General features: G+C 72.4%; 27 protein-coding genes. 19 read left to right on the top strand and 8 right to left on the bottom strand.

What is annotated here, in order from left to right; translation table 11 throughout:
• The first annotated feature begins 13 nt into the window (after window positions 1–13).
• Together rpsI and glmM are read left to right on the top strand one after the other, a co-directional pair.
• Window positions 14–532, top strand: a complete 519-nt coding sequence (rpsI, locus tag ACZ46W_RS29415; RefSeq protein WP_031076704.1) for a 30S ribosomal protein S9 — start codon at window positions 14–16, stop codon at window positions 530–532.
• A gap of 109 nt (window positions 533–641) precedes the next feature.
• On the top strand, window positions 642–2,000 hold the full coding sequence (gene glmM / locus ACZ46W_RS29410) for a phosphoglucosamine mutase (RefSeq protein ID WP_468344374.1): 1,359 nt from the start codon (window positions 642–644) through the stop codon (window positions 1,998–2,000).
• 239 nt (window positions 2,001–2,239) lie between these two features.
• Here the strand turns inward: glmM and ACZ46W_RS29405 are convergent, their stop codons facing one another.
• Both ACZ46W_RS29405 and coaA read right to left on the bottom strand, forming a co-directional pair.
• Entirely contained in the window at window positions 2,240–3,178 is a 939-nt protein-coding gene (locus ACZ46W_RS29405) for a DUF389 domain-containing protein (RefSeq protein WP_468343846.1), read from the bottom strand.
• A 16-nt stretch (window positions 3,179–3,194) separates the two neighbouring features.
• On the bottom strand, window positions 3,195–4,178 hold the full coding sequence (gene coaA, locus ACZ46W_RS29400; RefSeq protein ID WP_468343844.1) for a type I pantothenate kinase: 984 nt from the start codon (window positions 4,176–4,178) through the stop codon (window positions 3,195–3,197).
• Between the two features lie 177 nt (window positions 4,179–4,355).
• Here coaA and ACZ46W_RS29395 point away from each other — a divergent pair, with 177 nt between their 5' ends.
• The 9 genes from ACZ46W_RS29395 to ACZ46W_RS29355 all read left to right on the top strand — a co-directional run bounded on the left by ACZ46W_RS29395 (window position 4,356) and on the right by ACZ46W_RS29355 (window position 13,254).
• The gene (locus tag ACZ46W_RS29395; RefSeq protein ID WP_468343841.1) at window positions 4,356–5,354 is read left to right on the top strand and encodes an ATP-binding cassette domain-containing protein; all 999 of its coding nucleotides are present in this window, start codon (window positions 4,356–4,358) and stop codon (window positions 5,352–5,354) included.
• Window positions 5,351–6,160 (top strand): ABC transporter permease, encoded by an 810-nt coding sequence (locus tag ACZ46W_RS29390; protein ID WP_468343838.1) that lies wholly within the window; start codon window positions 5,351–5,353, stop codon window positions 6,158–6,160. Before ACZ46W_RS29395 ends, ACZ46W_RS29390 begins: the two co-directional genes overlap by 4 nt.
• Window positions 6,161–6,210: 50 nt before the next feature.
• On the top strand, window positions 6,211–8,058 hold the full coding sequence (glmS, locus tag ACZ46W_RS29385) for a glutamine--fructose-6-phosphate transaminase (isomerizing) (RefSeq protein WP_468343835.1): 1,848 nt from the start codon (window positions 6,211–6,213) through the stop codon (window positions 8,056–8,058).
• Window positions 8,055–8,423, top strand: a complete 369-nt coding sequence (locus ACZ46W_RS29380; RefSeq protein WP_468343832.1) for a holo-ACP synthase — start codon at window positions 8,055–8,057, stop codon at window positions 8,421–8,423. The genes glmS and ACZ46W_RS29380 overlap by 4 nt, the downstream gene beginning before the upstream one ends.
• A 4-nt stretch (window positions 8,424–8,427) precedes the next feature.
• Entirely contained in the window at window positions 8,428–9,906 is a 1,479-nt protein-coding gene (locus ACZ46W_RS29375) for an NAD(P)H-hydrate dehydratase (RefSeq protein WP_468343829.1), read from the top strand.
• Window positions 9,907–10,000: 94 nt separating this feature from the next.
• On the top strand, window positions 10,001–11,146 hold the full coding sequence (alr, locus tag ACZ46W_RS29370) for an alanine racemase (RefSeq protein WP_468343826.1): 1,146 nt from the start codon (window positions 10,001–10,003) through the stop codon (window positions 11,144–11,146).
• 40 nt (window positions 11,147–11,186) lie between these two features.
• Entirely contained in the window at window positions 11,187–12,413 is a 1,227-nt protein-coding gene (locus ACZ46W_RS29365; RefSeq protein ID WP_468343823.1) for an alpha/beta fold hydrolase, read from the top strand.
• Entirely contained in the window at window positions 12,385–12,903 is a 519-nt protein-coding gene (gene tsaE / locus ACZ46W_RS29360; protein WP_468343820.1) for a tRNA (adenosine(37)-N6)-threonylcarbamoyltransferase complex ATPase subunit type 1 TsaE, read from the top strand. Before ACZ46W_RS29365 ends, tsaE begins: the two co-directional genes overlap by 29 nt.
• 141 nt (window positions 12,904–13,044) lie before the next feature.
• On the top strand, window positions 13,045–13,254 hold the full coding sequence (locus tag ACZ46W_RS29355; RefSeq protein WP_468343817.1) for a hypothetical protein: 210 nt from the start codon (window positions 13,045–13,047) through the stop codon (window positions 13,252–13,254).
• A gap of 112 nt (window positions 13,255–13,366) precedes the next feature.
• Here the strand turns inward: ACZ46W_RS29355 and ACZ46W_RS29350 are convergent, their stop codons facing one another.
• Entirely contained in the window at window positions 13,367–13,933 is a 567-nt protein-coding gene (locus ACZ46W_RS29350) for a L,D-transpeptidase (RefSeq protein WP_468343814.1), read from the bottom strand.
• A gap of 106 nt (window positions 13,934–14,039) precedes the next feature.
• Here ACZ46W_RS29350 and tsaB point away from each other — a divergent pair, with 106 nt between their 5' ends.
• Genes tsaB through ACZ46W_RS29325 form a run of 5 tightly spaced genes read left to right on the top strand, consistent with a single transcriptional unit; the run spans window position 14,040 to window position 17,167 of the window.
• Window positions 14,040–14,696, top strand: a complete 657-nt coding sequence (tsaB, locus tag ACZ46W_RS29345; RefSeq protein ID WP_468343811.1) for a tRNA (adenosine(37)-N6)-threonylcarbamoyltransferase complex dimerization subunit type 1 TsaB — start codon at window positions 14,040–14,042, stop codon at window positions 14,694–14,696.
• A gap of 17 nt (window positions 14,697–14,713) precedes the next feature.
• Window positions 14,714–15,181, top strand: a complete 468-nt coding sequence (gene rimI / locus ACZ46W_RS29340) for a ribosomal protein S18-alanine N-acetyltransferase (RefSeq protein WP_468344371.1) — start codon at window positions 14,714–14,716, stop codon at window positions 15,179–15,181.
• A complete protein-coding gene (gene tsaD / locus ACZ46W_RS29335; protein ID WP_468343808.1) occupies window positions 15,174–16,274 on the top strand; it encodes a tRNA (adenosine(37)-N6)-threonylcarbamoyltransferase complex transferase subunit TsaD in 1,101 nt (366 codons plus the stop codon). The genes rimI and tsaD overlap by 8 nt, the downstream gene beginning before the upstream one ends.
• Window positions 16,271–16,543: a hypothetical protein gene (locus tag ACZ46W_RS29330; RefSeq protein WP_468343805.1), complete on the top strand. Its 273-nt coding sequence runs from the start codon at window positions 16,271–16,273 to the stop codon at window positions 16,541–16,543. The genes tsaD and ACZ46W_RS29330 overlap by 4 nt, the downstream gene beginning before the upstream one ends.
• Before the next feature lie 9 nt (window positions 16,544–16,552).
• Window positions 16,553–17,167, top strand: coding sequence for a hypothetical protein (locus ACZ46W_RS29325; RefSeq protein ID WP_468343803.1), 615 nt, complete (start codon window positions 16,553–16,555; stop codon window positions 17,165–17,167).
• Between the two features lie 3 nt (window positions 17,168–17,170).
• Here the strand turns inward: ACZ46W_RS29325 and ACZ46W_RS29320 are convergent, their stop codons facing one another.
• The gene (locus tag ACZ46W_RS29320; protein WP_468343800.1) at window positions 17,171–18,346 is read right to left on the bottom strand and encodes a class I SAM-dependent methyltransferase; all 1,176 of its coding nucleotides are present in this window, start codon (window positions 18,344–18,346) and stop codon (window positions 17,171–17,173) included.
• A gap of 91 nt (window positions 18,347–18,437) precedes the next feature.
• Here ACZ46W_RS29320 and ACZ46W_RS29315 point away from each other — a divergent pair, with 91 nt between their 5' ends.
• The 3 genes from ACZ46W_RS29315 to groL all read left to right on the top strand — a co-directional run bounded on the left by ACZ46W_RS29315 (window position 18,438) and on the right by groL (window position 21,683).
• Entirely contained in the window at window positions 18,438–19,403 is a 966-nt protein-coding gene (locus tag ACZ46W_RS29315; protein WP_468343797.1) for a polysaccharide deacetylase family protein, read from the top strand.
• Between the two features lie 227 nt (window positions 19,404–19,630).
• A complete protein-coding gene (gene groES, locus ACZ46W_RS29310; protein WP_010471835.1) occupies window positions 19,631–19,939 on the top strand; it encodes a co-chaperone GroES in 309 nt (102 codons plus the stop codon).
• 115 nt (window positions 19,940–20,054) lie between these two features.
• Window positions 20,055–21,683: a chaperonin GroEL gene (gene groL / locus ACZ46W_RS29305; protein ID WP_468343793.1), complete on the top strand. Its 1,629-nt coding sequence runs from the start codon at window positions 20,055–20,057 to the stop codon at window positions 21,681–21,683.
• 78 nt (window positions 21,684–21,761) lie between these two features.
• Here groL and ACZ46W_RS29300 read toward each other — a convergent pair whose 3' ends face one another.
• From ACZ46W_RS29300 to ACZ46W_RS29285, 4 genes are read right to left on the bottom strand one after another with little or no spacing between them, the layout of a single operon-like run.
• Window positions 21,762–22,790 carry a hydroxyacid dehydrogenase gene (locus ACZ46W_RS29300; RefSeq protein ID WP_468343790.1) on the bottom strand — a complete coding sequence of 343 codons (1,029 nt, stop codon included), beginning with the start codon at window positions 22,788–22,790 and terminating at the stop codon, window positions 21,762–21,764.
• A gap of 17 nt (window positions 22,791–22,807) precedes the next feature.
• Window positions 22,808–23,728, bottom strand: coding sequence for a carbohydrate ABC transporter permease (locus tag ACZ46W_RS29295; protein ID WP_468343787.1), 921 nt, complete (start codon window positions 23,726–23,728; stop codon window positions 22,808–22,810).
• A complete protein-coding gene (locus ACZ46W_RS29290; protein WP_468343784.1) occupies window positions 23,725–24,732 on the bottom strand; it encodes a carbohydrate ABC transporter permease in 1,008 nt (335 codons plus the stop codon). Before ACZ46W_RS29290 ends, ACZ46W_RS29295 begins: the two co-directional genes overlap by 4 nt.
• 5 nt (window positions 24,733–24,737) lie before the next feature.
• Entirely contained in the window at window positions 24,738–26,096 is a 1,359-nt protein-coding gene (locus ACZ46W_RS29285) for an ABC transporter substrate-binding protein (RefSeq protein WP_468343781.1), read from the bottom strand.
• Window positions 26,097–26,189: the final 93 nt, after the last annotated feature.

Raw genomic sequence — 26,189 nt, 5'->3', positions numbered from 1 at the left:
TCTGAGGAGCATCGTGGCCGAGACCACTGTTGAGAACCCCATCGAGGGCGAGGAGACCTACGCCGAGGTCACCACCTTCGAGTCCGAGGTCCCCGTCGAGGGTGAGTACACCTCGGAGTCCCTCGCGTCCCGCTTCGGCGAGCCGCAGCCGGCCGCCGGCCTGGGCCGCCGCAAGAACGCCATCGCCCGCGTCCGGATCGTCCCGGGCACCGGCAAGTGGAAGATCAACGGTCGCACCCTCGAGGACTACTTCCCGAACAAGGTGCACCAGCAGGAAGTCAACGAGCCCTTCAAGGTGCTCGAGCTCGACAACCGCTACGACGTCATCGCCCGCATCTCGGGTGGCGGCGTCTCCGGCCAGGCCGGCGCCCTGCGCCTCGGCGTGGCCCGCGCGCTGAACGAGGCGGACGTGGACAACAACCGCGGCCCGCTGAAGAAGGCCGGCTTCCTGAGCCGCGACGACCGTGCCGTCGAGCGCAAGAAGGCCGGTCTCAAGAAGGCCCGTAAGGCCCCGCAGTACAGCAAGCGCTAATCACGCCTGCTCGGTCTGCTCAACGTACGCCCCGGCGGCACCTCCGTGCTGCCGGGGCGTACGTCTATACGCTTCACCTTGCTTTTTCGGAGTAACTCGGAGGATGGCTGTGGGACGACTCTTCGGCACGGACGGTGTGCGCGGTGTCGCCAACGCGGATCTGACGGCGGAGCTCGCGCTCGGCCTGTCGGTCGCGGCGGCGCACGTGCTCGCCGAAGCGGGGACCTTTGAAGGACACCGGCCGACCGCCGTGGTCGGGCGTGACCCGCGTGCGTCGGGAGAGTTTCTGGAGGCCGCCGTCGTGGCCGGCCTCGCGAGCGCGGGCGTGGACGTCATGCGGGTCGGCGTCCTGCCGACACCGGCCGTGGCGTACCTGACGGGCGCGCTCGGTGCCGACCTGGGCGTGATGCTCTCCGCCAGCCACAACGCCATGCCGGACAACGGCATCAAGTTCTTCGCGCGCGGCGGCCACAAGCTGGCCGACGAGCTGGAGGACCGCATCGAGGCGGTGTACGAGCAGCACCGCACCGGTGAGCCGTGGGACCGGCCGACCGGCGCCGGGGTCGGCCGGGTGGCCGACTACAAGGAGGGCTTCGACCAGTACGTCGCCCACCTGTTGTCCGTGCTGCCGAACCGGCTCGACGGGCTCAAGATCGTGCTGGACGAGGCGCACGGCGCCGCGTCGGGCGTGTCGCCCGCCGCGTTCCAGCAGGCCGGGGCCGAGGTCGTCACCATCGGCGCCACCCCGGACGGGCTCAACATCAACGACGGCTGCGGCTCCACGCACCTGGAGATGCTGAAGGCCGCCGTCGTCGAGCACGGCGCCGACCTCGGCATCGCGCACGACGGCGACGCCGACCGCTGCCTGGCCGTGGACCACACGGGCGCCGAGGTGGACGGCGACCAGATCCTCGCCGTGCTCGCGCTCGCCATGCGCGAGGCGGGCACGCTGCGCGGTGACACCGTCGTCGCGACCGTGATGTCGAACCTGGGCTTCAAGCTCGCCATGGAGCGCGAGGGCCTCCAGCTCGTCCAGACGGCGGTCGGCGACCGTTACGTACTGGAGTCGATGAAGGAGCACGGCTACGCGCTGGGCGGCGAGCAGTCCGGGCACGTCATCGTGCTCGACCACGCCACCACCGGCGACGGCACCCTCACCGGTCTGCTGCTGGCGGCGCGCGTGGCGGCGACCGGGCGGTCGCTGGCCGAGCTGGCCGGGGTCATGGAGCGGCTGCCGCAGGTCCTGATCAACGTCAAGGACGTCGACAAGACGCGGGTGAAGACCTCCCCCGAGCTGGGCACCGCCGTCGCGGACGCCGAGCGCCGCCTCGGCAGCACCGGTCGCGTCCTGCTGCGCCCCTCGGGCACCGAGCCGCTGGTCCGCGTCATGGTCGAGGCCGCCGACATCGAGCAGGCCCGGTCCGTCGCCGGGGAGCTCGCCGACGTGGTGAAGTCCGCGCTGGGCTAGGTCGTGTCCGGCGGATCATGCCTGGGCCGCGAGGCCTGGCACGCCCATCTGCGGCGTTGTCGTCGGTCGCCAATGCTCCGCAGTGGCTCCCTCCTCCGCCTTGCATCTGCACGCACCAGACCCCGCTCACCAGCACCACAAGGGCACCGGACTCGGATGACGTCATGATCCGCCGGACACTCCCTAGTACATGAGGAGGGGCGCCCCGCCGTTTCCGGTGGGGCGCCCCTTTCGTGTGTTCAGGCCTTCTGTGTACGGCGGCGCTGCCGCGCGAGGAAGTACTTCTGCGTCAGCAGCGTCACCGTGCCGGCGAGCACGATCGCGAGCAGGTTCAGCAGGAGCTGCTCGACGGAGCCCTTGGTCTGGCCGAGGTCGCCGTACCCGAGCGCCACGGCCGCGTTGGCGGCCGCCGGGACGGTGGTGACCGAGATGGCCACCCCGACCAGGGCGCCGGACTTCGCGGAGGTGAGCGACAGGGTGCCGGCGGCGCCCGCGAGCAGGCCGACGACGAACGAGAACCAGTCGGGCGCGTAGATGAAGCCGGTGTTCGGCCGGTCGCCGTGCAGCATGTCGTCGGTGAACAGGCCCAGCGCGTCCATGGCCAGGCTGAACATCACCGTCAGCGCCATGGCCGCCGCGAAGCCCACGATCAGGGCGGCCAGCGACCGTACCGCCAGGCGCGGCCGCCGCTGCACCAGCGCCGTACAGATCCCGGCCAGCGGGCCGAACTCCGGGCCCACCGCCATCGCGCCCACGATCAGGATGGCGTTGTCCAGCACCACGCCGCAGGCCGCGATCATCGTGGCGAGCGTCAGGAACGCCACGTACGTCACGCTGAGCGTCGACTCCTCGTGCGTGGCGTCCTGGAGCTGCTCCCACAGCACCGCGTCCGCGCCCTCGCCGGGCGCGTCGTCCTCGGCCTTCTCCGCGCGCTTGGAGAGCGACAGGCCGATGTCCTCCACGGCGATCGAGCCCGACTTGTCGATGCCCAGGGCGCACAGGTCGGAGATCAGCTCGTCGCCCGCCTCGCGCGCCACGTCGCACAGCACGAGGTCGCCGGCCGGGTCGCGGGCGGCGCCGGGGATGACGGCGAGGTGCGTCGTGCCGACCGTCTTCTCGATGGTGCCGACCACCTCGTCCGTACGGTCGGCGGGGACGATCAGGCGCAGGTGCAGCACGGCCGCGGGGGTCCCTTCAGAGTTTGCGGAGGGAGAGGCGCTGGACCTTGTGGTCCGGGCCCTTGCGTACGACGAGGGTGGCACGCCCGCGCGTGGGGGCCACGTTCTCCAGCAGATTCACCTTGTTGATCGTCCGCCACATGGTACGGGCGTAGTCCAGCGCCTCCTCCTCGCTGACCTGCGTGTACTTGCGGAAGTACGAGGAGGGGTCCTGGAAGGCGGTTGCGCGTAGCTTGCGGAAACGATTCAGGTACCAGGCCTCGATGTCCTCGGCGCGCGCGTCGACGTACACCGAGAAGTCGAAGTAGTCCGCGAGGCCGACCCGCGTGCGGCCGTCCTTGCCGGGCAGCGCGGGCTGGAGGACGTTGAGGCCCTCGACGATCAGGATGTCGGGGCGCCGGACCGTGAGGCGCTCGCCGGGGACGATGTCGTAGATCAGGTGCGAGTAGACGGGGGCGGTGACCTCGTCCTTGCCCGCCTTGATGTCGGCGACGAACCGGGTCAGGGCGCGCCGGTCGTACGACTCGGGGAAGCCCTTCCTGGACATCAGGCCGCGCTCCTGGAGCTCCTTCATGGGAAGCAGGAACCCGTCGGTGGTGACCCGTTCCACGCGCGGGTGCTCGGGCCAGCGGGCGAGCAGCGCCTGGAGGAGACGGGCGACGGTCGACTTGCCCACCGCGACGGAGCCGGCGACCCCTATGACGAACGGCGTGCCGCGCTGGGCGCTCTTCTCGCCGAGGAACGTGTTGAGCGCGCCGCGCAGGTTGGCGGTGGCGCCGACGTACAGGTTGAGGAGGCGGGAGAGCGGGAGGTAGATGTCGCGGACCTCGTCGAGGTCGATGACGTCGCCGAGACCGCGCAACTGCTCGACCTCCTCGGCGGTGAGGGGCAGCGGCGTCTTGTCGCGCAGCGCGCTCCACTCCTCGCGGGTGAGGTCGACGTACGGAGTGGTCTCCGCACGGCGGTGGGCGGCTGCGCTTCGTGGCGGCGAAGTGATCACACAGGCCATTGTCGTCCTTGCGGCGGTGTTGTGGGCCGTGTGCTCGGTCACGGTCGGTGGGCGGCGTCACCCTCGCGGCGGCTGGAATGTCAGTGGCGTGCGTCACAGTTGTGGGGAAGGTGGGCGTCGGGGCTCCGGCGCTCGCGGCACGACGACCCGAGCCGAGGGGACGGTCCCATGACGTACGCGATCCAGGCGGAAGGCCTGGCCAAACGGTTCAAGGAGACCCAGGCGCTGGACGGCGTGGACCTGGCCGCCCGCACCGGGACGGTGCTGGGGCTGCTGGGGCCCAACGGGGCGGGGAAGACCACGGCGGTACGGATCTTCGCCACGCTGATCCAGCCCGATGCCGGCCGGGCGCTGGTCGCCGGGCACGACGTGGTGCGGGAGGCGGGGCTGGTGCGCTCGCTCGTCGGCCTGACCGGTCAGTACGCGGCGGTCGACGAGAACCTCACGGGCACGGAGAACCTGCTGCTGATCGGGCGACTGCTGGGGATACCGCGCCGGGAGGCCAGAGCGCGGGCGGCGGAGCTGCTGGACCGCTTCGGGCTGGCCGACGCGGCGGGGCGCGCGGTGAAGACGTACTCGGGCGGCATGCGGCGCAGGCTGGACCTCGCGGCGAGCCTGGTGGGGCGGCCGCGGATCCTGTTCCTCGACGAGCCGACCACGGGCCTGGACCCGCGCAGCCGCGGCGAGCTGTGGGACATGCTGCGCGGCCTGGTCGCCGAGGGGGTGACGGCCCTGCTGACCACGCAGTATCTGAACGAGGCGGACATGCTCGCCGACGACATCGTGGTGATCGACAAGGGCCGGGTCATCGCCGAGGGCACGCCCGACGAGCTGAAGTCCCAGGTGGGCGGCCAGGTGCTCCAGGTGCGGCCGGTGCGGCCCCATGACCTTGCGGCCGCCCACGCCCTGGTGGCCGAGGCGGCCGGGCGGCAGACGCAGATCGAGGGCGACGTGATCACCGCGCCGGTGAACGACCCGGAGCTGATGCCCGCCGTCGTGCGGCACCTGGACGGGGCGGGGATCGCGGTGGGCGAGCTGACGCTGCGCCGCTCGTCGCTGGACGAGGTGTTCCTGGCGCTGACCGGGCACCGCGCGGAGGGGGAGACGGGCCAGGAGACGCCGGAGCCCGACGACAGCGACATCGAGAAGGTGGTGAGTTCGGCATGACCGCCACGACGGCCGGTGCGTCCCTGACCGCGAGCGGCCGGGTGCGGCCGGGCGCGAGCCTTCGGCAGACGGCCACGATGGCCTGGCGGAGCCTGGTGGCCGTCAAGCACAACCCGCTGGAGCTGGTCGACTACAGCATCACGCCGATCATGTTCGTGTTCCTCTTCACGTACGTGATGGGCGGGCAGATGGCGGGGTCGCCCGACGCGTACCTGAAGTACGCCCTGCCGGGGATCATCGTCCAGAACACGCTCTTCATGACCATCTACACGGCGATGGCCCTCAACACCGACCTGACGAAAGGGGTGTTCGACCGGCTGCGGAGCCTGCCGATAGCCCGGTCCGCGCCGTTGATCGGCCGGATCACCGCCGACCTGGCCAAGCACCTGTGGGCGATGCTGCTGATGCTCGGCCTGGGTCTGGCGCTGGGCTTCCGCATCACCGGCGGCCTGTTCGGGTTCCTGGCGGGAGCCCTGCTGCTGATCGCCTTCGCGGCGGCCGTGTCGTGGTGCGCGGTGCTCATCGGGATGCTCGCGGGCGACGCGGAGAAGGTGCAGGCGTTCGGCTTCACGCTGATCTTCCCGATCACCTTCACCAGCAGCGCGTTCGTCGTGGTCGACACCATGCCGGGCTGGCTCCAGGCCTGGGTCCACGTCAACCCGGTGACGCATCTGTCGGACGCGTTCCGCGGGCTGCTGCTGGGCGGCGAGGTGGGCCGGCCCGTGCTGTGGTCGCTGGTCTGGGCCGCGGGCATAGCCGTCGCCTTCTACCCGCTCGCCATGCGGGCGTACCGGGCGAAGGCGTGACGCGGGGCGGCACGGTGCCGTGACGGGACGTCGGTCGTAGGCTGCTCGGCATGTGCGGAATCGTGGGTTACGTCGGCGGGCAGTCGGCGCTTGATGTGGTGATCGCGGGCCTCAAGCGGCTCGAGTACCGGGGCTACGACTCGGCCGGTGTCGCGGTGCTCGCCGACGGCTCCCTGGCCGCGGCGAAGAAGGCGGGCAAGCTCGTCAACCTGGAGAAGGAGCTGGACAGCCGGCCACTGCCCACCGGTGGCGCGGGAATCGGGCACACCCGGTGGGCGACGCACGGCGGACCGACCGACGCCAACGCGCACCCGCACCTCGACAACGCCGGGCGGGTCGCCGTCGTCCACAACGGCATCATCGAGAACTTCGCGCCGCTGCGGACCGAACTGGCCGAGCGCGGGCACACCCTGGAGTCCGAGACGGACACCGAGGTCGTCTCGCACCTGCTCGCCGAGGAGTTCTCGTCGTGCGGTGACCTGGCGGAGGCGATGCGGCTGGTGTGCCGCCGGCTGGAGGGCGCCTTCACGCTGGTCGCCGTACACGCCGACCAGCCCGACGTGGTCGTCGGGGCGCGGCGCAACTCGCCGCTGGTGGTCGGGGTCGGACAGGGCGAGGCGTTCCTCGCCTCGGACGTGGCCGCGTTCATCGCCCACACCCGGTCGGCGATCGAGCTCGGGCAGGACCAGGTGGTGGAGCTGCGCCGGGAGGGCGTGACGGTCACCGACTTCGACGGGGCGCCCGCCGACGTGCGCGCGTACCACGTGGACTGGGACGCCTCGGCGGCCGAGAAGGGGGGCTACGACTACTTCATGCTCAAGGAGATCGCCGAGCAGCCGAAGGCGGTGGCCGACACGCTCCTGGGCCGTATCGACGCGAGCGGTTCGCTGCGGCTGGACGAGCTGCGGATCCCCGACGAGGTGCTGCGCGAGGCGCACAAGGTGGTCGTCGTGGCGTGCGGGACGGCGTTCCACGCCGGGCTGATCGCCAAGTACGCCATCGAGCACTGGACCCGCATTCCGTGCGAGGTGGAGCTGGCCAGCGAGTTCCGCTACCGGGACCCCATCCTGGACCACCGGACGCTGGTGATCGCGATCTCGCAGTCCGGCGAGACCATGGACACCCTCATGGCGCTGCGGCACGCCCGCGCGCAGGGCGCCCGGGTGCTGGCCGTCTGCAACACCAACGGCTCGACGATCCCCCGAGAGTCGGACGGCGTGCTGTACACGCACGCCGGCCCGGAGGTGGCCGTGGCGTCCACCAAGGCGTTCCTCACGCAGCTCGTCGCCGTGTACCTGCTGGCCCTGTACCTGGGGCAGTTGCGCGGCACCAAGTGGGGCGACGAGATCCGGGCGGTCGTCCGGGACCTGGCGCGGATCGCCGACGACGTCGACCGGGTGCTGGAGACGATGGAGCCGGTGCGGGAGCTGGCGCGGTCGCTGGCGGACAAGAACACGGTGCTGTTCCTGGGGCGCCACGTGGGCTATCCGGTGGCCCTGGAAGGCGCGTTGAAGCTCAAGGAGCTCGCCTACATGCACGCGGAGGGCTTCGCCGCCGGTGAGCTCAAGCACGGGCCGATCGCGCTGATCGAGGAGGACCTGCCGGTCGTCGTCGTGGTCCCCTCGCCGCGCGGCCGCTCCGTCCTGCACGACAAGATCGTGTCCAACATCCAGGAGATCCGGGCCCGGGGCGCGCGCACGATCGTGATCGCGGAGGAGGGCGACGAGGCGGTGACGCCGTACGCGGACCACCTGATCCGCATCCCGGCCACCCCGACGCTGCTCCAGCCGATGGTGTCGACGGTGCCGTTGCAGGTCTTCGCCTGCGAGCTGGCGACGGCCCGGGGCAACGAGGTGGACCAGCCGCGCAACCTGGCGAAGTCGGTCACCGTCGAATGATCATCGGAGTGGGGATCGACGTGGCGGAGATCGACCGGTTCGCGGCGGCGATGGAGCGTACGCCGCACATGGCGGAGCGGCTGTTCCTGGAGCGGGAGTTGCTGCTGCCGAGCGGGGAGCGGCGCGGCATGGCCTCGCTGGCGGCGCGGTTCGCGGCCAAGGAGGCGATCGCCAAGGCGCTCGGCGCGCCGGCCGGGCTCCAGTGGACGGACGCGGAGGTGTACGTCGAGGACAGCGGGCAGCCCCGGCTGCGGGTGCGCGGCACGGTCGCCGCGCGGGCGGCGGAGCTGGGCGTACGGAACTGGCACGTGTCGCTCAGCCATGACGCGGGGGTGGCGTCGGCGGTGGTGATCGCGGAGGGTTGAGCCCATGCGTACCGCTTACCGCGTGGAGACAGTACGGGCCGCCGAGGCCGAGGTGATGGCGAGGCTGCCGGAGGGCGCGCTGATGCAGCGGGCGGCGGCCGGGCTCGCAGCCGCGTGCGCCGGACTGCTCCGGCGCGTCTACGGCTCCCGGGTGGTGCTGCTGGTCGGCAGCGGCGACAACGGGGGCGACGCGCTGTACGCGGGCGCCCGGCTGGCGCGCCGGGGCGCCGGCGTGTCGGCGGTGCTGCTGGGCTCGCGGGCGCACGTCGGCGGGCTGGCGGCGCTGCGAGGTGCCGGGGGCCGGGTGCTGGACGCCTTCGGGGAAGCCGTCGGGGACGCCTTCGGGGACGTCTTCGGGGACGTCTTCGGGGCACTGGAGGGCGCCGACCTCGTCGTGGACGGAATCACCGGGATCGGCGGGCGCGGCGGGCTGCGCCCGGAGGCGGTGGACGTGGTCCGGGCGGCCCGCGACTCGGGTGCCGTGGTGGTGGCCGTCGACCTGCCGAGCGGCGTGGACGCCGACACCGGCGAGGTCCACGGGGAGGCGGTCCGGGCGGACGCGACGGTGACGTTCGGGGCGTACAAGCCGGGGCTGCTGATCGACCCGGCACGGGAGTACGCGGGGGCGGTGCGGCTGGTCGGCATCGGGCTCGCCCTGCCGCCGGAGCCGGACGTGGAGGCCCTCCAGCACGCGGACGTGGCCCGGCTGCTGCCCGTGCCGGTGGGCGAGAGCGACAAGTACCGGCGGGGTGTCGTCGGCGTCGTCGCGGGCTCGGCGCGCTACCCGGGGGCGGCCGTCCTCGCCGTGTCGGGCGCGCTGCGGGGCGGCGCCGGGGCGGTGCGGTACGTCGGGCCGGCCGGTGACGCGGTGCTCGCCCGCCACCCGGAGACCCTGGTGCACGCGGGCCCGCCCGGCAAGGCGGGGCGCGTCCAGGCGTGGGTGATCGGACCGGGCCTGGGCGACACGCCGGGCGTGGCCGACGTCCTGGGCTCCGACGTCCCGGTCCTGGTCGACGCCGACGGGCTGCGGAACCTGGACCCCTCGGCGGTGCGCGCCCGCCCGGCGCCCACGGTGCTGACCCCGCACGCGGGCGAGGCGGCGGCGCTGCTGGGCACCGCGCGGGAGGACGTGGAGTCCCGGCGCCTGGAGGCGGTACGGGAGCTGGCGGGCCGGTACGGCGCGACGGTGCTGCTCAAGGGCTCGACGACCCTGGTCGCCTCGGCCGACGGGCCGGTCCGGGTCAACCCGACGGGCACGCCCTGGCTCGCCACCGCCGGCAGCGGTGATGTCCTGTCGGGCCTGGCGGGTTCGCTCCTGGCGGCGGGCCTCGCCGCACGCGACGCCGCGTCGGTCGCGGCCTACCTGCACGGCCTGACGGCCCGCCGCGTCTCCCGGGACGCCCCCATCGCGGCGTACGACGTCGCGGAGGCGCTGCCGGGGGCGTGGCGGGACGTGTGCGACGTGCGCGGCGGCGGGAGGTGACCGGGTGATGCCGGGGGTCCCGCGGCGGCGGGCGTGATCCGGGTGACACGCGGGCGCGGCCGAGCGGCGGGCCGCACCTGAGAGACTGGGCGCGATGAGTGAGACACCGCAGACCCTTCGCGCCCGCGCCGAGATCGACCTCGGGGCGTTGCGCGCCAACGTGCGTGCCCTGCGGGGCCGCGTGGGGCCGGACGTCCAGGTCATGGGCGTCGTGAAGGCCGACGCGTACGGGCACGGGGCCGTGCCCTGCGCGCGGGCCGCGCTTCAGGCCGGGGCCACCTGGCTCGGGACCGCCACGCCCCACGAGGCGCTCGCCCTGCGGGCGGCCGGGATCGACGCGCCCGTCCTGTGCTGGCTGTGGACGCCCGGGGACCCCTGGGACGAGGGCATCCGGGCCGGCCTGGACATGTCCGTGAGCGGGATGTGGGCCCTGGACGAGGTCAGGGAGGCGGCGCGCCGGACCGCACAGCCGGCGCGCGTGCAGCTCAAGGCCGACACCGGGCTCGGGCGCAACGGCTGCCAGCCCGCCGACTGGGCCGGGCTCGTCGGCGAGGCGCTCACGGCCCAGGCCGAGGGCCTGCTGAAGGTCACCGGCGTCTGGTCGCACTTCGCGTGCGCCGACGAGCCCGGGCACCCCTCCATCCGCGCGCAGTTGGAGACGTTCCACGAGATGCTGGCGTACGCCGAGAAGGCGGGCGTCGAGCCGGAGGTGCGGCACATGGCCAACTCCCCGGCCACGCTCACCCTCCCGGAGACGCACTTCGACCTCGTACGGCCCGGCATCGCGATGTACGGCGTCTCGCCGAGCCCCGAGCTCGGCACGCCCGCCGACTTCGGGCTGCGGCCCGTGATGCGGCTGGTGGGGAGCGTCGCACTTGTCAAGGACGTGCCGGGCGGGCACGGCGTCAGCTACGGGCACCACTACGTCACCGAGGGCGCCACCACCCTCGGTCTCGTCCCGCTCGGGTACGCCGACGGCATCCCGCGCCACGCGTCGGGCCGTGGCCCGGTGCTGGTCGGCGGCAAGGTGCGGACGGTGGCCGGGCGGGTCGCGATGGACCAGTTCGTCGTCGACCTCCACGGGGACGCCGTCGAGCCGGGTGCGCAAGCCGTGCTGTTCGGGGCAGGCGATGAGGGTGAGCCGACCGCCGAGGACTGGGCGCGCGCCGCGGACACGATCGCGTACGAGATCGTGACGCGCATCGGTTCGCGGGTACCACGCGTCTACCTGAACGAGTAGCGGCAGCGGTCGCTGTAGCGGGAGCTAGGGAGCAGCCGTAGTGAGTGAGACCAGTTCGGTGGACGCGGCGGCGGAAGCGGTTTCCGCCGCCGCGGCCGGCAATTGGCGCCGCGCCGGTTTCGCCGGTGCCGCGATAGGGGTGATCGCGGCGGGCGCGGCGGCCGGTGTGGCCATCGAGCGGCTCACCGTCGGGCGCGGTATGCGCCGCAAGGCGCGTCTGGCGCTGGACGCCGCCGGTCCCTACGGCTCGCTGCGCGGTACGCCGGGCCGGGCCGAGGCCGACGACGGTACGGAGCTGTACTACGAGGTCGACGAGGTGGAGGCGGAGGGCGGCGCCCCGCGCCGCCGCCGGCTGTTCGGGCGCCGGGCGCCCGCCCCCGTCACGGTCGTCTTCAGCCACGGCTACTGCCTCAACCAGGACTCCTGGCACTTCCAGCGCGCCGCGCTGCGGGGCCTGGTCCGCACGGTCCACTGGGACCAGCGCAGCCACGGCCGCTCGGGGCGCGGGGCGGCCCAGCGCGGCCCGGACCGGGTGCCGGTCTCGATCGACCAGCTCGGCCGGGACCTGAAGGCCGTCATCGACGCGGCCGCCCCGGAGGGGCCGCTGGTGCTGGTCGGGCACTCGATGGGCGGCATGACGGTGATGGCGCTGGCCGATCAGTACCCGGAGCTGATCCGCGAGCGGGTCGTCGGCGTGGCCTTCGTCGGTACGTCGTGCGGCAACCTCGGCGAGGTCAACTACGGGCTGCCGGTCGCCGGCGTGAACGCCGTACGCCGGGTGCTGCCGGGTGTGCTGCGCGCGCTGGGTTCGCAGGCCGAGCTGGTGGAGCGGGGGCGGCGGGCCACCGCGGACCTCTTCGCGGGGCTCATCAAGCGGTACTCGTTCTCGTCGAAGGACGTGGACCCGGCGGTCGCCCGGTTCGCGGAGCGGATGATCGAGGGGACGCCCATCGACGTGGTCGCCGAGTTCTACCCGGCGTTCACCGAGCACGACAAGGCGGACGCGCTGAGCATCTTCGCCGAGGTGCCGGTGCTGGCCCTGGCCGGCGACCAGGACCTGGTCACGCCCAGCTCCCACACCGAGGCGATCGCCGGGCTGCTGCCGGACGCCGAGCTGGTCATCGTGCCCGACGGCGGGCACCTGGTGATGCTGGAGCACCCGGACGCGGTCACGGACCGGCTCGCGGATCTGTTGGTACGGGTGGGTGCCGTACCGGCAGCGACTAACGTTGGCCCGTATGGAAGCACCGCACAGCCCGGCCCCTGAGGGGGCCACGGCCACCTCCGCCCGTTTCACCCTCCACGCACCCGAGCAGACACAGGAGCTGGGCCGCACGCTCGCCAAGCTCTTGCGCCCCGGCGACCTCGTCATGCTCACCGGCGAGCTCGGCGCCGGCAAGACGACGCTCACCCGCGGGCTCGGCGAGGGGCTGGGAGTACGCGGCGCGGTGACGTCCCCGACGTTCGTCATCGCGCGCGTCCACCCCTCCCTGGTGGGCGGCCCCGCCCTGGTCCACGTCGACGCCTACCGCCTGGGCGGAGGGCTCGACGAGATGGAGGACCTCGACCTCGACGTCTCGCTGCCCGACTCGGTGGTGGTCGTGGAGTGGGGCGAGGGCAAGGTCGAGGACCTGACCGAGGACCGGCTGCACGTCGTCATCCACCGGGTCGTCGGCTCCACCGACGACGAGCGTCGGGTCGTGACGCTGACCGGGTACGGGAAGCGCTGGGCGGGCGTGGACCTGGCGCTGGGGTGACCGGGCGGGGGCGTGGCGCCGTACTTTCCGACAAGACGTCGGCATGATGTTGCGCAGTACCTCCGAGGCGTGGTCACATGGATACCAGGACCTGGTTAGGTCTACCTAACTATGCCTGCCCCGCAGCCCGAGGAGGCGACCATGCCGACGTCGAAGCAGGATGTGTCCATGCGCGATCTGCTGGCGTCGTGCGCGGCGGCCAGCGCCGTCTCCACACCGCCGAAGGCCGCCGATGCCGACGCCGACGCGCCCACGGCGCCCGGCCGGGACGTCCAGGCCCCCACCGCCCCCCGGGACGACGCCCCCGAAGCGGCCCGGGCTGCGGCCCCGGAACGGCGCAGGGCGGCGTAGACCGGCGCGCGCGCCGAACCAGTACGCCCCGGCGCACACGAGGCATAGGCAGGTAGTTGACAGCGGCGCACCCATGCGGGGCGTGGGCAGGTGGTCGACGCCGGCGTACCCGTTACGGGACGACGACGACCTTCGAGTTGACCGTCGCGAAGGTCCACATCGCGTTGCCGTCCGCCCGCTTCATGCGGATGCCGCCCGTCCGGCGCGTCGGGTCAGGGGTGGACAGGGAGCCGTCGACCGCCGCGCTGAAGCCGATCGTCACGCCGTCCACGCTGGTGAACCGCACGACGTGCTCGATCTGGACGCCGTCCGAGCCGGGCACGGTGCCCGAGCGGGACGTCACGGAGTAGGTACCCGGGGCCGGGTGGACCGTGCTCGGCATCACCGGGAACGTCCGGGTCACCTTGTCCTTCTCGCCCACCAGCCACACCCGGCGCTCGCCGAGCGAGTACACCACCCGCATGCCCGTGCCCGACTGCTTCGGCAGGGCGAGCGCGGTGTCGGCCGGGTTCTTCGGTGCGCCGCCCGGCGCGGGCGCCGACGGCGAGGCGGCCGGGGCGGGTGACCCGGCCGACAGGTCGGCGGGGACATTGGCCGACGCCTGGTAGGCGAGGAAGGCGACCGCGGCCAGAGCCGCCGCGGTGAGCCCGGCCACGAATCCCGAGCTGCTCCTTGCCACGCTGCTGCCCACCTCTCCCACGTACGTATGCGGTGTGACCGTAGCAGGATCACGCGCGTGTACCGGGGGCGCCGTGCCCGCCGCCGCGGAGCCGTAGGCTGTTTGCGTGCTCTTGCTCGCCATGGATACCGCCACACCCGCCGTCACCGTCGCCCTGCACGACGGGGACTCCGTCCTCGCGCAGTCGAGTCAGGTCGACGCGCGCCGCCACGGGGAACTGCTGCTGCCCGCCGTGCACCGGGTGCTTCACGAAGCCGGTCTGAAGCTGGACGCCGTCACCGGCATCGTCGTCGGCGTCGGGCCAGGCCCGTACACCGGGCTCAGGGTCGGGCTGGTGACCGCGGCCACCTTCGCGTCGGCGCTCGGCGGCGTACCGGTGCACGGACTGTGCACGCTCGACGGACTCGCGTACGCCTCCGGGATCGAGGAGCCGTTCGTCGTGGCCACCGACGCGCGCCGCAAGGAGGTCTACTGGGCGCGGTACGACGACTGCCGCACGCGCGCGACCGACCCGGCCGTCGACCGGCCCGCCGACATCGCCGAGCAGGTCGCCGGCCTCCCGGCGGTCGGCGCCGGCGCCCGCCTGTACGGCGAGGTGTTCGCCGGCGCCCGCGACCCCGAGCACCAGTCGGCCGCCGCGCTCGCGGCTCTGGCGGCCGAGCGGCTGAAGGCGGGGGAGGCGTTCCTGGACCCGCGGCCGCTGTACCTGCGCCGCCCCGACGCCCAGGTGCCGAAGAACTACAAGGTGGTCACCCCCAAGTGACCCCCGTGCTGCGCGAGATGCGCTGGTGGGACATCGCGCCGGTGCTGGAGCTGGAACGGGAGCTGTTCCCCGACGACGCCTGGTCGGAGGGCATGTTCTGGTCCGAACTGGCCCACGCGCGCGGCCCGCACGCCACCCGCCGTTACGTGGTGGCCGAAGCCGACGGCGGACTGGTCGGGTACGCGGGGCTGGCGGCGGCCGGCGGACTCGGCGACGTCCAGACGATCGCCGTCGCCCGCGACCAGTGGGGCGCCGGGCTCGGCGCCCGGCTGCTGGCCGACCTGCTCCAGCACGCCACCGCCTTCGAGTGCGACGAGGTCCTGCTCGAAGTGCGGGTCGACAACACCCGCGCCCAGAAGCTCTACGAGCGCTTCGGCTTCGAACCGATCGGCTTCCGCCGCGGCTACTACCAGCCGGGCAACATCGACGCGCTGGTCATGCGCCTGAACGTACACAACGTACAAGGAACTGAGAGTGATGGCTGACGAACCCCTCGTCCTCGGCATCGAGACCTCCTGCGACGAGACCGGAGTCGGCATCGTCCGGGGCACGACCCTGCTCGCGGACGCCGTCGCGTCGAGCGTGGACACGCACGCCCGGTTCGGCGGAGTCGTGCCCGAGATCGCCTCCCGCGCTCACCTGGAGGCCATGGTCCCGACCATCGAGCGCGCGCTCGAGCAGGCCGGGGTCTCCGCCCGCGACCTGGACGGCATCGCCGTCACCGCCGGCCCCGGCCTCGCGGGCGCGCTCCTGGTGGGCGTGTCGGCGGCGAAGGCGTACGCGTTCGCGCTGGACAAGCCGCTGTACGGGGTGAACCACCTGGCCTCGCACATCTGTGTCGACCAACTGGAGCACGGGCCGCTGCCCGAGCCGACGATGGCGCTGCTGGTCTCCGGCGGCCACTCCTCGCTGCTGCTCGCCCCGGACATCACCTCCGACGTCCGCCCCATGGGCTCGACGATCGACGACGCGGCGGGCGAGGCGTTCGACAAGATCGCGCGCGTACTGGACCTGGGCTTCCCGGGCGGACCGGTGATCGACCGGCTGGCGAAGGAGGGGGACCCGGCCGCGATCGCGTTCCCGCGCGGGCTGAGCGGGCCGAGGGACCCCGCGTACGACTTCTCCTTCTCCGGCCTGAAGACGGCCGTGGCCCGCTGGATCGAGGCCAAGCGCGCGGCGGGCGAGGAGGTGCCGGTACGCGACGTGGCGGCGTCCTTCCAGGAGGCCGTCGTCGACGTCCTGACCCGCAAGGCCGTGCGGGCCTGCAAGGACGAGGGCGTCGACCACCTGATGATCGGCGGCGGCGTGGCCGCCAACTCGCGGCTGCGGGCGCTCGCGGAGGAGCGGTGCGAGCGGGCCGGCATCCGGCTGCGCGTGCCGCGCCCCAAGCTGTGCACCGACAACGGCGCGATGGTCGCGGCCCTCGGCGCCGAGATGGTGGCCCGCAACCGGCCGGCCTCCGACCTGGAGCTGTCGGCGGACTCCTCGCTGCCGGTCACCGACCCGCACGTGCCCGGGAACCACGGCCACGACCACGACCACGTGCACGGGGTCAGCAAGGACAACCTGTACTCATGACCGTGGTCACCCTCATGTGGGAGGCCCGCGCGGCGGAGGGCCGGGGCGCCGAACTGCTGGCCTGGGCCCGGGCCCAGCCGCTGCCCACCGAGCCGGTCCGCCGGGAGACCTTCACGGCCCCCGGCGACCGGGTGCTGGTCCTGACCTGGTGGCACGCCCCCTACGACGCGGACCTCCCCGAACTCCCCGAACCCGCCGCCGACCTGGTCACCCGCCCGGTGCACCGCTGGCGGTTCGAGTCGCACGGGACGAACGATCACGGGCGCTAGCCTCACACCATGCCCAGCCGTAACCTCCTGCCCCCGCCTCCGCCGCCCGTCCACCTCCGCACCTGGCCCGGCCGCGACGAGCTGCTCGCCGACCGGACCATGGCGGTCTGCGAACTGAACCGGCGGATGCTGGGCGGGAAGCGGCTGGCGTTGTTCCTGCTGGCGCTGGCGGGCCTCCAGGCCGGGTGGGGTCTCATCGGCGCCGGGATCCTCTCGCTCGACGGCCCGGTGGACCCGCTGATGGCGATGGCCGGCGCGATCGCCGCCTGCCTGGGCCTGGCCGTGATGGCTCCGCTGGTCGTCGTCGTCACGCTCAACCTTCGCCGGGACCGCACTCTGCGGGCCCGGCTGCTGGCGTGGATGGCCCTGGATCCGGCGCCGGTCCGCGACGGGCGCTTCCGGGCGCCGGGGATGAGCCTGGCGTGGCTGTTGCTGGCGTTCCCGCTGTGCGCGGCCGGGCTGGGGCTGGCGTTCGCCGTCCCGGCGCTGGCCCGCCCGGGCGGCACGACGTACGGGGAGGTCGCCTATGCCATGGGCGCGGGCGTCATCCTCTGGGTGCACGGCCTGATCGCCGGTGCCAAGGCGCTCGGCCACCGCCGCCTGGTGCTGCGGGCGGCGGCCTAGGTCCTAGACCGGCTGCCCGATCAGCATCGTCGGTGCCCCCGCCACGCGGGTCAGGAAGACCGTGGCCGCGTTCGGGCCCTTCGGTTTCACCTTGCGCCGCAGTTCCTCCGGTTCGACCGCCGAGCCGCGCTTCTTCACCGTCAGGGCGCCGACCTCGCGGTCGCGCAGCAGGGCCTTGAGCTTCTTGAGGTTGAAGGGCAGCTCGTCGGTGATCTCGTACGCGCTGGCGTACGGGGTGGGGCGCAGGTCGTCCGCCGTGATGTACGCGATCGTCTCGTCGACCAGGCCGCCGCCGAGGTCGTCCGCCACCTCCGCGACCAGGTGCGCGCGGATCACGGCGCCGTCCGGCTCGTACAGGAAGCGGCCGACGGGGCGGACCGGCGGATCGGGCAGGCCCCGGCCGGTGAGGCTGTGCGGGCCGGGCAGGAGGGTCGCGGTGATCGCGCCGGGCCGGGTGCCGAACCACAGCACCGCCTCCTTCACGTCGCCGCCGTCGGAGACCCACTCGGCCTCCGCCTCCGGCGGGACGGTCTCGTGCGGGATGCCCGGGGCGATCTTCAGCGCGGCGTGCGGGGCCCCGCGGGCCGTGTCGATGGCCCAGGACAGGGGCGGGGAGTACGCCTCCGGGTCGAAGATCCGGCCACCACCCCGGCCGCCGCGCCGTGCCGGGTCGACGAACACCGCGTCGTACGGGGCCGTGTCGATCTCCATCACGTCGGCGCAGCGCACCTCGATCAGGTCGGCCAGGCCGAGCGCGGCGGCGTTGGCGCGGGCGGCCTCGGCCGTCAGCGGGTCGCGGTCGACGGCCAGGACGCGGATGCCGGCGCGGGCGAGCGCGATGGCGTCCCCGCCGATCCCGCCGCACAGGTCGGCGACGGTCCGCACGCCCAGCTCCTTGAAGCGGGCCGCCCGGTACGCGGCGACCGACGCCCGGGTCGACTGCTCCACGCCGTTGGGCGTGAAGTACATGCGGTGCGCGTCCCGCTCGCCGAACTTCGCCACCGCGCGCTGCCGCAGCCGCGCCTGCCCGAGCGCCGCCGTGACCAGGTCGGCCGGGTGCTCACGGCGCAGCTTGGAGGCGACGGCCAGCTCCTGGGCGGGGGTGTAGTCGCGCAGGGCGGTGAGCAGGGTCTGGCCCTCGTCGGTGAGGAGCGCGGAGAAGGCGGCGAGATCGGTCACCCGGCCCATTGTGGGCCAGGCGGGGGATGGTGCGCGTCAGGCGGCGGTGTCGGCCGGTGGTGGGGGCGGTGCGCTGACAGGATGCGGCGCCATGCAGCTAGTACGACAAAAAGGTCAAAGGGTAAGTAAGCGGGCTCGGATCGCGCTGGGCGCGCTGCTGATCGCGGCGCTCGGCTCCGCCTGTGCGGGGGAGACCGGCGGCGGAGGGCCGGTGGCCGGTGCGGGCGCCGGTGCCGGTGCCGGCGGCCGGGCCGAGCCCGCCGCGGGGCAGCAGCCCCAGCGGCCCCCCGCCGCGTCCGACGCCCTCACCGCGTACGTGGAGAAGGCCCGGCGCGCCCAGGCCGCCCGCGCCCTCGCCGCCAAGAGGTGGGGCCTCAAGGCCACCCCCCTGGTCGCGCCCCCGCCCCCGGCGCCCGGCGACAAGCCGCACATCACCTTCCGCCAGGGCTTCGGAGTCGGCGACCCGGCCCTGCCGCCGGTCTTCACCACCGTCCCGACCGCGGAACGGGTCGTGTTCCTCACGATCGACGACGGCGCGGAGAAGGACCCGCGCCTGCTGCGCATGATGGCCGAACTGGGCATCCCCTACAGCGCCTTCCTCAGCGACTACCTGGTCAAGGAGGACTACGGCTACTTCAAGCGGATGCAGGACCTGGGCGTGGCCCTGCACAACCACACCCTCAACCACCGCTACATGCCCGCCCTTTCGTACGCGGAGCAGAAGCACGAGATCTGCGGCCAGCAGGCCAACATCGAGAAGCGGTACGGCAAGCGCCCCACCCTCTTCCGCCCGCCCTACGGCAACTACAACGCCGACACGCTGCGGGCCGCCCAGTCGTGCGGCGTCAGGGCCGTACCCCTGTGGGCGGCCGAAGCCTTCCCCGACCACATGGAGTGGCGCGAATGGGACCGGGACCTGCATCCCGGCGACATCATCCTCACGCATTTCCGGGGCCGGGAGGACTGGAACGGCACCATGCCGGACATGATCCGGCAGGTGATGGACGTCGTCACGGCCAAGGGGTACGCGGTGGCCAGGCTGGAGGACTACGTCTGACCCGCCCGCCGCCCGCCTCCAGGTGTCGGGTGGACGCCACGGCCGGGCGATGAATTGGCACTCCGCTTGACCGAGTGCTAATCGCGGTCATAGTCTCGGCTCTGGCACTCCCCACTGGAGAGTGCCAACACAGCGACGGGCAGGTCCGGCACCCGCGACGACGGATCCACCTGGTCGCCACCTCAGACAGTTAACCCCGTGAGATCTCCGAAGGGGGAGGTCGGATCGTGACGACCACCAGCTCCAAGGTTGCCATCAAGCCGCTCGAGGACCGCATCGTGGTCCAGCCGCTCGACGCCGAGCAGACCACCGCCTCTGGCCTGGTCATCCCGGACACCGCCAAGGAGAAGCCCCAGGAGGGCGTCGTCCTGGCCGTTGGCCCGGGCCGCTTCGAGAACGGCGAGCGTCTTCCGCTCGACGTCAAGACCGGCGACATCGTGCTGTACAGCAAGTACGGCGGCACCGAGGTGAAGTACAGCGGCGAGGAGTACCTCGTCCTCTCGGCTCGCGACGTGCTCGCGATCGTCGAGAAGTAAGTCACCGCAGAGATTGCTTTTGAGCTGCGCCCCTGGCCCCCGCTGATGACACATTGCCGGGCGGCGAGGGGCGCGGTTCGTTAACCCGAGTTTCCGAGAGGGCTGAATCGCTCCCATGGCGAAGATCCTGAAGTTCGACGAGGACGCCCGTCGCGCCCTTGAGCGCGGCGTCAACAAGCTTGCCGACACGGTCAAGGTGACGATCGGCCCCAAGGGCCGCAACGTCGTCATCGACAAGAAGTTCGGCGCGCCGACCATCACCAACGACGGTGTCACGATCGCCCGCGAGGTCGAGGTCGAGGACCCGTACGAGAACCTCGGCGCCCAGCTCGTGAAGGAGGTGGCGACCAAGACCAACGACATCGCGGGTGACGGCACCACCACCGCCACGGTCCTGGCCCAGGCCCTGGTCCGCGAGGGTCTGCGCAACGTCGCCGCGGGCGCCTCCCCGGCCGCCCTCAAGAAGGGCATCGACGCCGCGGTCAAGGCCGTCTCCGACGACCTGCTCGCCTCGGCCCGCCCGATCGACGACAAGGCCGACATCGCCGCCGTCGCCGCGCTCTCCGCGCAGGACCAGCAGGTCGGCGAGCTCATCGCCGAGGCCATGGACAAGGTCGGCAAGGACGGTGTCATCACCGTCGAGGAGTCCAACACCTTCGGCCTGGAGCTGGACTTCACCGAGGGCATGGCCTTCGACAAGGGCTACCTGTCCCCGTACATGGTCACCGACCAGGAGCGTATGGAGGCCGTCCTCGACGACCCGTACATCCTGATCCACCAGGGCAAGATCTCCGCGATCACCGACCTGCTCCCGCTGCTGGAGAAGGTCATCCAGGCCGGCTCCTCCAAGCCGCTCCTGATCATCGCCGAGGACGTCGAGGGCGAGGCCCTGTCGACCCTGGTCGTCAACAAGATCCGCGGCACGTTCAACGCCGTCGCGGTCAAGGCCCCCGGCTTCGGCGACCGCCGCAAGGCGATGCTCGGCGACATGGCCGCCCTCACCGGCGCCACCGTCATCGCCGAGGAGGTCGGCCTCAAGCTCGACCAGGCCGGTCTGGACGTGCTGGGCACCGCCCGCCGCGTCACCGTCACCAAGGACGACACGACGATCGTCGACGGCGGCGGCAAGTCCGAGGACGTGGCCGGCCGCGTCGCGCAGATCAAGGCCGAGATCGAGACCACGGACTCCGACTGGGACCGCGAGAAGCTCCAGGAGCGCCTCGCGAAGCTGGCCGGCGGCGTGTGCGTGATCAAGGTCGGCGCCGCCACCGAGGTGGAGCTGAAGGAGAAGAAGCACCGTCTGGAGGACGCCATCTCCGCGACCCGCGCCGCGGTCGAGGAGGGCATCGTCTCCGGTGGTGGCTCCGCGCTCGTCCACGCCGTCAAGGTGCTGGAGGGCAACCTCGGCAAGGACGGCGACGAGGCCACCGGTGTCGCGGTCGTCCGCCGCGCCGCCGTCGAGCCGCTGCGCTGGATCGCCGAGAACGCCGGCCTGGAGGGCTACGTCATCACCTCCAAGGTCGCGGAGCTCGACAAGGGCCAGGGCTTCAACGCCGCCACCGGCGAGTACGGCGACCTGGTGAAGGCCGGCGTCATCGACCCGGTCAAGGTCACCCGCTCGGCCCTGGAGAACGCCGCCTCCATCGCCTCCCTGCTGCTCACGACCGAGACCCTGGTCGTCGAGAAGAAGGAAGAGGAGCCGGCGGACGCGGGCCACGGCCACGGTCACGGCCACGCCCACTGACGTCTTCCGACGCCGCTGAGCGTTTCGAGGCCCGGTGCCCCCGTCGCGGGGGCACCGGGCCTCGGTGCTTTCGCGGTGCTACGCCGAGCGGCTCAGCTCCCAGGGCCGCACCGGGTCCTCGAACGGCGCGCCCTTCGCGTACCGCTCCAGCTCGTCCAGCGCATGGTCCGCCATCCGGTGCAGCTCGTTGCCGAGCGAGCCCGCGATGTGCGGGGTGAGCAGGACGTTGGGGAGGGTGTAGAGCGGGGAGTCCGGTGGCGGGAGTTCGGGGTCGGTGACGTCGAGTACGGCGTTGAGGCGGCCCGTGGTGAGGTGCGCGAGCAGGGCGGTCTCGTCGACGAGCGAGCCGCGCGAGGTGTTGATGAGCGTCGCGCCGTCCGGCATGAGGGCGAGCTGCCGGGCGCCGATCATGTGGTGCGTGGACGGCAGTTGCGGGGCGTGCACGGAGACGATGTCGGCGCGGGCGCACAGCTCGTCGAGGGTGACCGGGACGGCGCCGAGCGCCGGGACCTCGTCGAGGGTGACGTACGGGTCGTACAGCAGGACCTGTACGTCGAAGGGGCGCAGCAGCTCCATCACGCGGCGCCCGATGCGGGACGCGCCCACGATGCCGACCGTGCGGCGGTGGTTGCCGCTGTCGGCCAGCTCGGTCAGCCAGTCGTGGTCGGCGCGCAGCTCGGCGTACCGCTGTGCGGCGCGCAGGACGCGTTTGCCGGCCAGCAGGATGGTGGCGAGCGTGTACTCGGCGACGGGCAGGGCGTTGGCCGAGGCGGCCGAGGCCACCGTGATGCCGCGCTCCCAGCAGGCGTCGGTGACGTGGTGCTTGACCGATCCGGCGGCGTGGACGACGGCGCGCAGGCGCGGGGCCCGGTCCAGGACGGCGGCCGTGAGCGGCGTGGCGCCCCAGCAGGTGAACAGCACCTCCGCCGCCGCGAGCGCGGCCGCGACGGGGGGCGTGGGGGCGGCCAGGTCGTGGGCGACCAGGTGCGGGTCGGTGCGCGCGAGGGCGGTGAGGCGGGCGCGGTGGGCGTCGGTGAGCAGGCGCCCGGCGATGCCCGGGGCCATCGCGAGGAGGACGGTGGGCCGATTGTCAGTGGCGTGGTGCATCTTGGGAGTTGAGCTCCTCACTTGACGCTGCCGGCGGTCAGACCGGCCTTCCAGTGGCGCTGGAGCGAGACGAAGGCGACGACCAGGGGGACGACGGCGAGCAGGGAGCCGGTGACGACGAGGGGGTAGAAGTCCGGTTCGGCGTGGGCGTTGCTGTTCCATGCGTACAGGCCGAGGCTCAGAGGGAAGAGCCGCTGGTCCGAGAGCATCACCAGGGGGAGGAAGAAGTTGTTCCAGATGGCGGTGAACTGGAAGAGGAAGACGGTCACGAAGCCGGGCATGATCATGCGGAGCCCGATCGACCAGAAGGCGCGCAGCTCGCCCGCCCCGTCGATACGGGCGGCCTCCAGGGCCTCGTTCGGGATGTAGCCGGCGCTGAAGACCCGGGCGAGGTAGACGCCGAACGGGTTGACCAGGACGGGGATGAGCACGGCCCAGTAGGTGTTGACGACGCCCGTCTTGCTGGCGAGCAGGTACATGGGCAGGGCGAGCGCGGTGGTGGGGACCAGCACGCCCATCAGGACGACGCCGAAGAGCTTCTCCTTGCCGCGGAAGTCGTACTTGTCGAAGGCGTAGCCCGCGGCGACGCAGATCAGCGAGCAGGCCAGCGCCCCGCCGCCCGCGTACAGCAGGCTGTTGAGGTACCAGCGGAAGTACACCCCGTCGCCGTACTCGGCGAGCCGGGTGAGGTTGCCCCCGAGGTCGGAGCCCTCGAAGGAGAAGGCGTTCCCGGCCAGCAGCCCGCCCGCGTCCTTGGTGGCGGCGGTGACCAGCCAGACGAGGGGGAAGAGCATGTAGGCGGCGGACAGGAGCAGGGCTCCGTTGACGGCGGTCCTGGACAGCCATCGGCTCGGCGGCCGGTGGGCGCGTGCGTTCCTCGTGGCCGGGGGCGCGGTGCGGCGCGTCGTGGGCGGCGGGGTGGTGACGGTCGCGCTCATGCGTGCTTCTCCTTCCGGCGGCCGGTGAGGCGGGTGACGGCGAAGGACAGCAGCGCGGCGGTGAGCGCGAGGAGCACGGAGGCGGCGGCCGCGAGTCCGTAGTCGTTGCGGTCGAAGGCCGCGGTGTACGCGTACATGTTCGGCGTCCAGGTGGAGGTGACGGCGGAGCCCGTGCCCTTGTTGAGGATCAGCGGCTCGGTGAAGAGCTGGAGCGATCCGATGACGGTGAACAGCGCGACCATCGCCAGGGAGGCGCGGATCAGCGGCAGCTTGATGCCGAACGCGGTGCGCCAGGCGCCCGCCCCGTCGACCGTGGCGGCTTCGAGGACGGAGCGGTCGATCGCCTGGAGGGCCGCGTAGAAGATGACCATGTTGTAGCCGAGCCATTCCCACAGCGCGATGTTGACCACGGAGGGGAGGGCGCCTTCGGGTGAGAAGAAGTCGAAGCCGATGCCGCCGGACTCCATGGCCTTGACGACCGGGCTGAGCTGGGGCGTGTAGAGGTACACCCAGATCAGCGCGGCGATGATGCCGGGTACGGCGTGCGGCAGGAACAGCGCGAGCTGGAAGAAGCGGCGGGCGCGGGCGAGCGCCGAGTCGAGCAGCAGGGCGAGGCCGAGGGCTCCGGCGAGCAGGAGCGGAATGTAGAGCAGGCAGTATCCGAGCAGGACGCCGAAGCCCTCGCGGAAGGCCCGGTCGCCCAGCGCCGCCAGGTAGTTGTCGAGGCCGCTGAAGACGGTCTCGGTTCCGCCGAATCCCAGCCCCGACTGCTTCTCGGTGAACAGGCTGAGCCAGACCGCGTATCCGATCGGCACCACCATCACCGCGGTGAACAGGACGAAGAAGGGGGTGAGGAGCACGGTGGCGGCGCCGGTCCGGGCCCGGGCCCCGGTGCGAGGACCGCCGGTGGCAGCGGGCCCGGTGGCAGCGGGTCCCGTGGGGCCGGTGGGGCCGACGGGGTTGGCAGGGGTGGTGGCGGCGGTGCGGGCGACGCGGGCCTTCATCGGTGTCAGCCCTCGACCTTCAGCCCGCGCTTCTTCAGCTCGGCGACGGTCGCGTCGTGTCCGGTCCGCACGGCGTCGGCGAGGGTGGTGCCACCGTTCGCGACCTTGCCGAGCTGGTCCTTGATGGCGAGGTTGGTGGTGCCGGTGGTGGGTCCCCAGGACCAGTTCGGCTTGATGGAGGCGCCGGCCTGCTCGAAGAGCCGGTAGATGTCCTGGCCGCCGTAGAAGCCGGCGTCGAAGGCCTTCTTGGCGACCGGGCGCAGGGCGGTGGCGGCCGGGAAGGCGCTGGAGGTGCCGGACGCGATCCGGGCCCTGACGCCCTCCTCGGTGGTGGCCATCCAGGTGGCGAACTCGACCGCCGCCTCGGCCTTCTCGCTGTCCTTGGTCACGGCGAAGGTCGAGCCGCCGAGCATGCCGCTGGCGGGCTTGCCGTCCCAGCTCGGCATCGGGGCGACGGCCCACTTGCCGCTCTGCTCGGGCAGGGTGCCCTTGAGGACGCCCGCGCCCCAGGAGGCGCCGAGGTAGCCGATGGTCGTGCCGTTCTTCAGGGAGCTGGTCCACTCGGGGCTGAAGGAGGCGTTGTTGTGGACCAGGCCGGCGTCGAGCAGGCCCTGCCAGTAGGCGGTGACCTTGTTGGTGGCGGCGTCGGTGGTGTCCACCTTCCAGGTGTCGCCCTCGGCCTTGAACCACTGGGCGCCGGCCTGCCAGGCCATCGCCTCGAAGGTGGTCGGGTCGTCGGGGAAGAAGGTGGCGATACGGGCCTTGGCGTCGGCCTTCCTCACCTTCTCGGCCGCCGCCTTGAACTCGTCCCAGGTCTTGGGGACTTCGACGCCGTACTTCGCGAAGAGGTCCTTGCGGTAGTAGAAGGCCTGCGGCGCGGCGTCGAAGGGGACGGCCCAGTTCTTGCCGCCGAGGGTGGTGAGTTCGAGGGCCTGGGGCAGCAGTTGGCTCCTGACGTCCTCGGGCAGGTGGGCGCCGATGTCCTGGAGCGAGCCCTGGCTGACGAACTCGGGGAGCGACGGGTACTCGATGGAGACCAGGTCGGGGGCGTTGCCCGCCTTCACGGCGTTGGAGATCTTGGCGTACCCGCCGGCGTTGCCGGAGGGGATCTCCTCGAACTTCACGCGGATGTTCTTGTGCGAGGCGTTGAACGCGTCGACGACCTCCTTGGAGCCCTTGGCCCAGCCCCAGAAGGTGATGGTGACCGGCTTGCCGTCGGCCGCGGGGCTTGACGGGTCGTCACCGCTGCCGGCGCCGCATCCCGTGAGGACGGTAAGCGCGGTGAGGGAGGCGACGCCGGCGGCTATCGCGGGGGACGTTCTGCTCCAACTGCGGCTGACGCTGCGGCTCATGCTGCGGCTCATGGCGGGGCTCCTGAACGAACGGCGACACGGAAGGTGTGGCCGTGATGATTGAGCCACTCATGAGCGAAGTCAAGAGCGAAAGATTGATTGATC

It is taken from the genome of Streptomyces sp. NPDC031064 (assembly GCF_055570965.1).
Note: the sequence above shows the minus strand (reverse complement) of the source record. Positions and strands in the feature narration are given on the sequence as shown.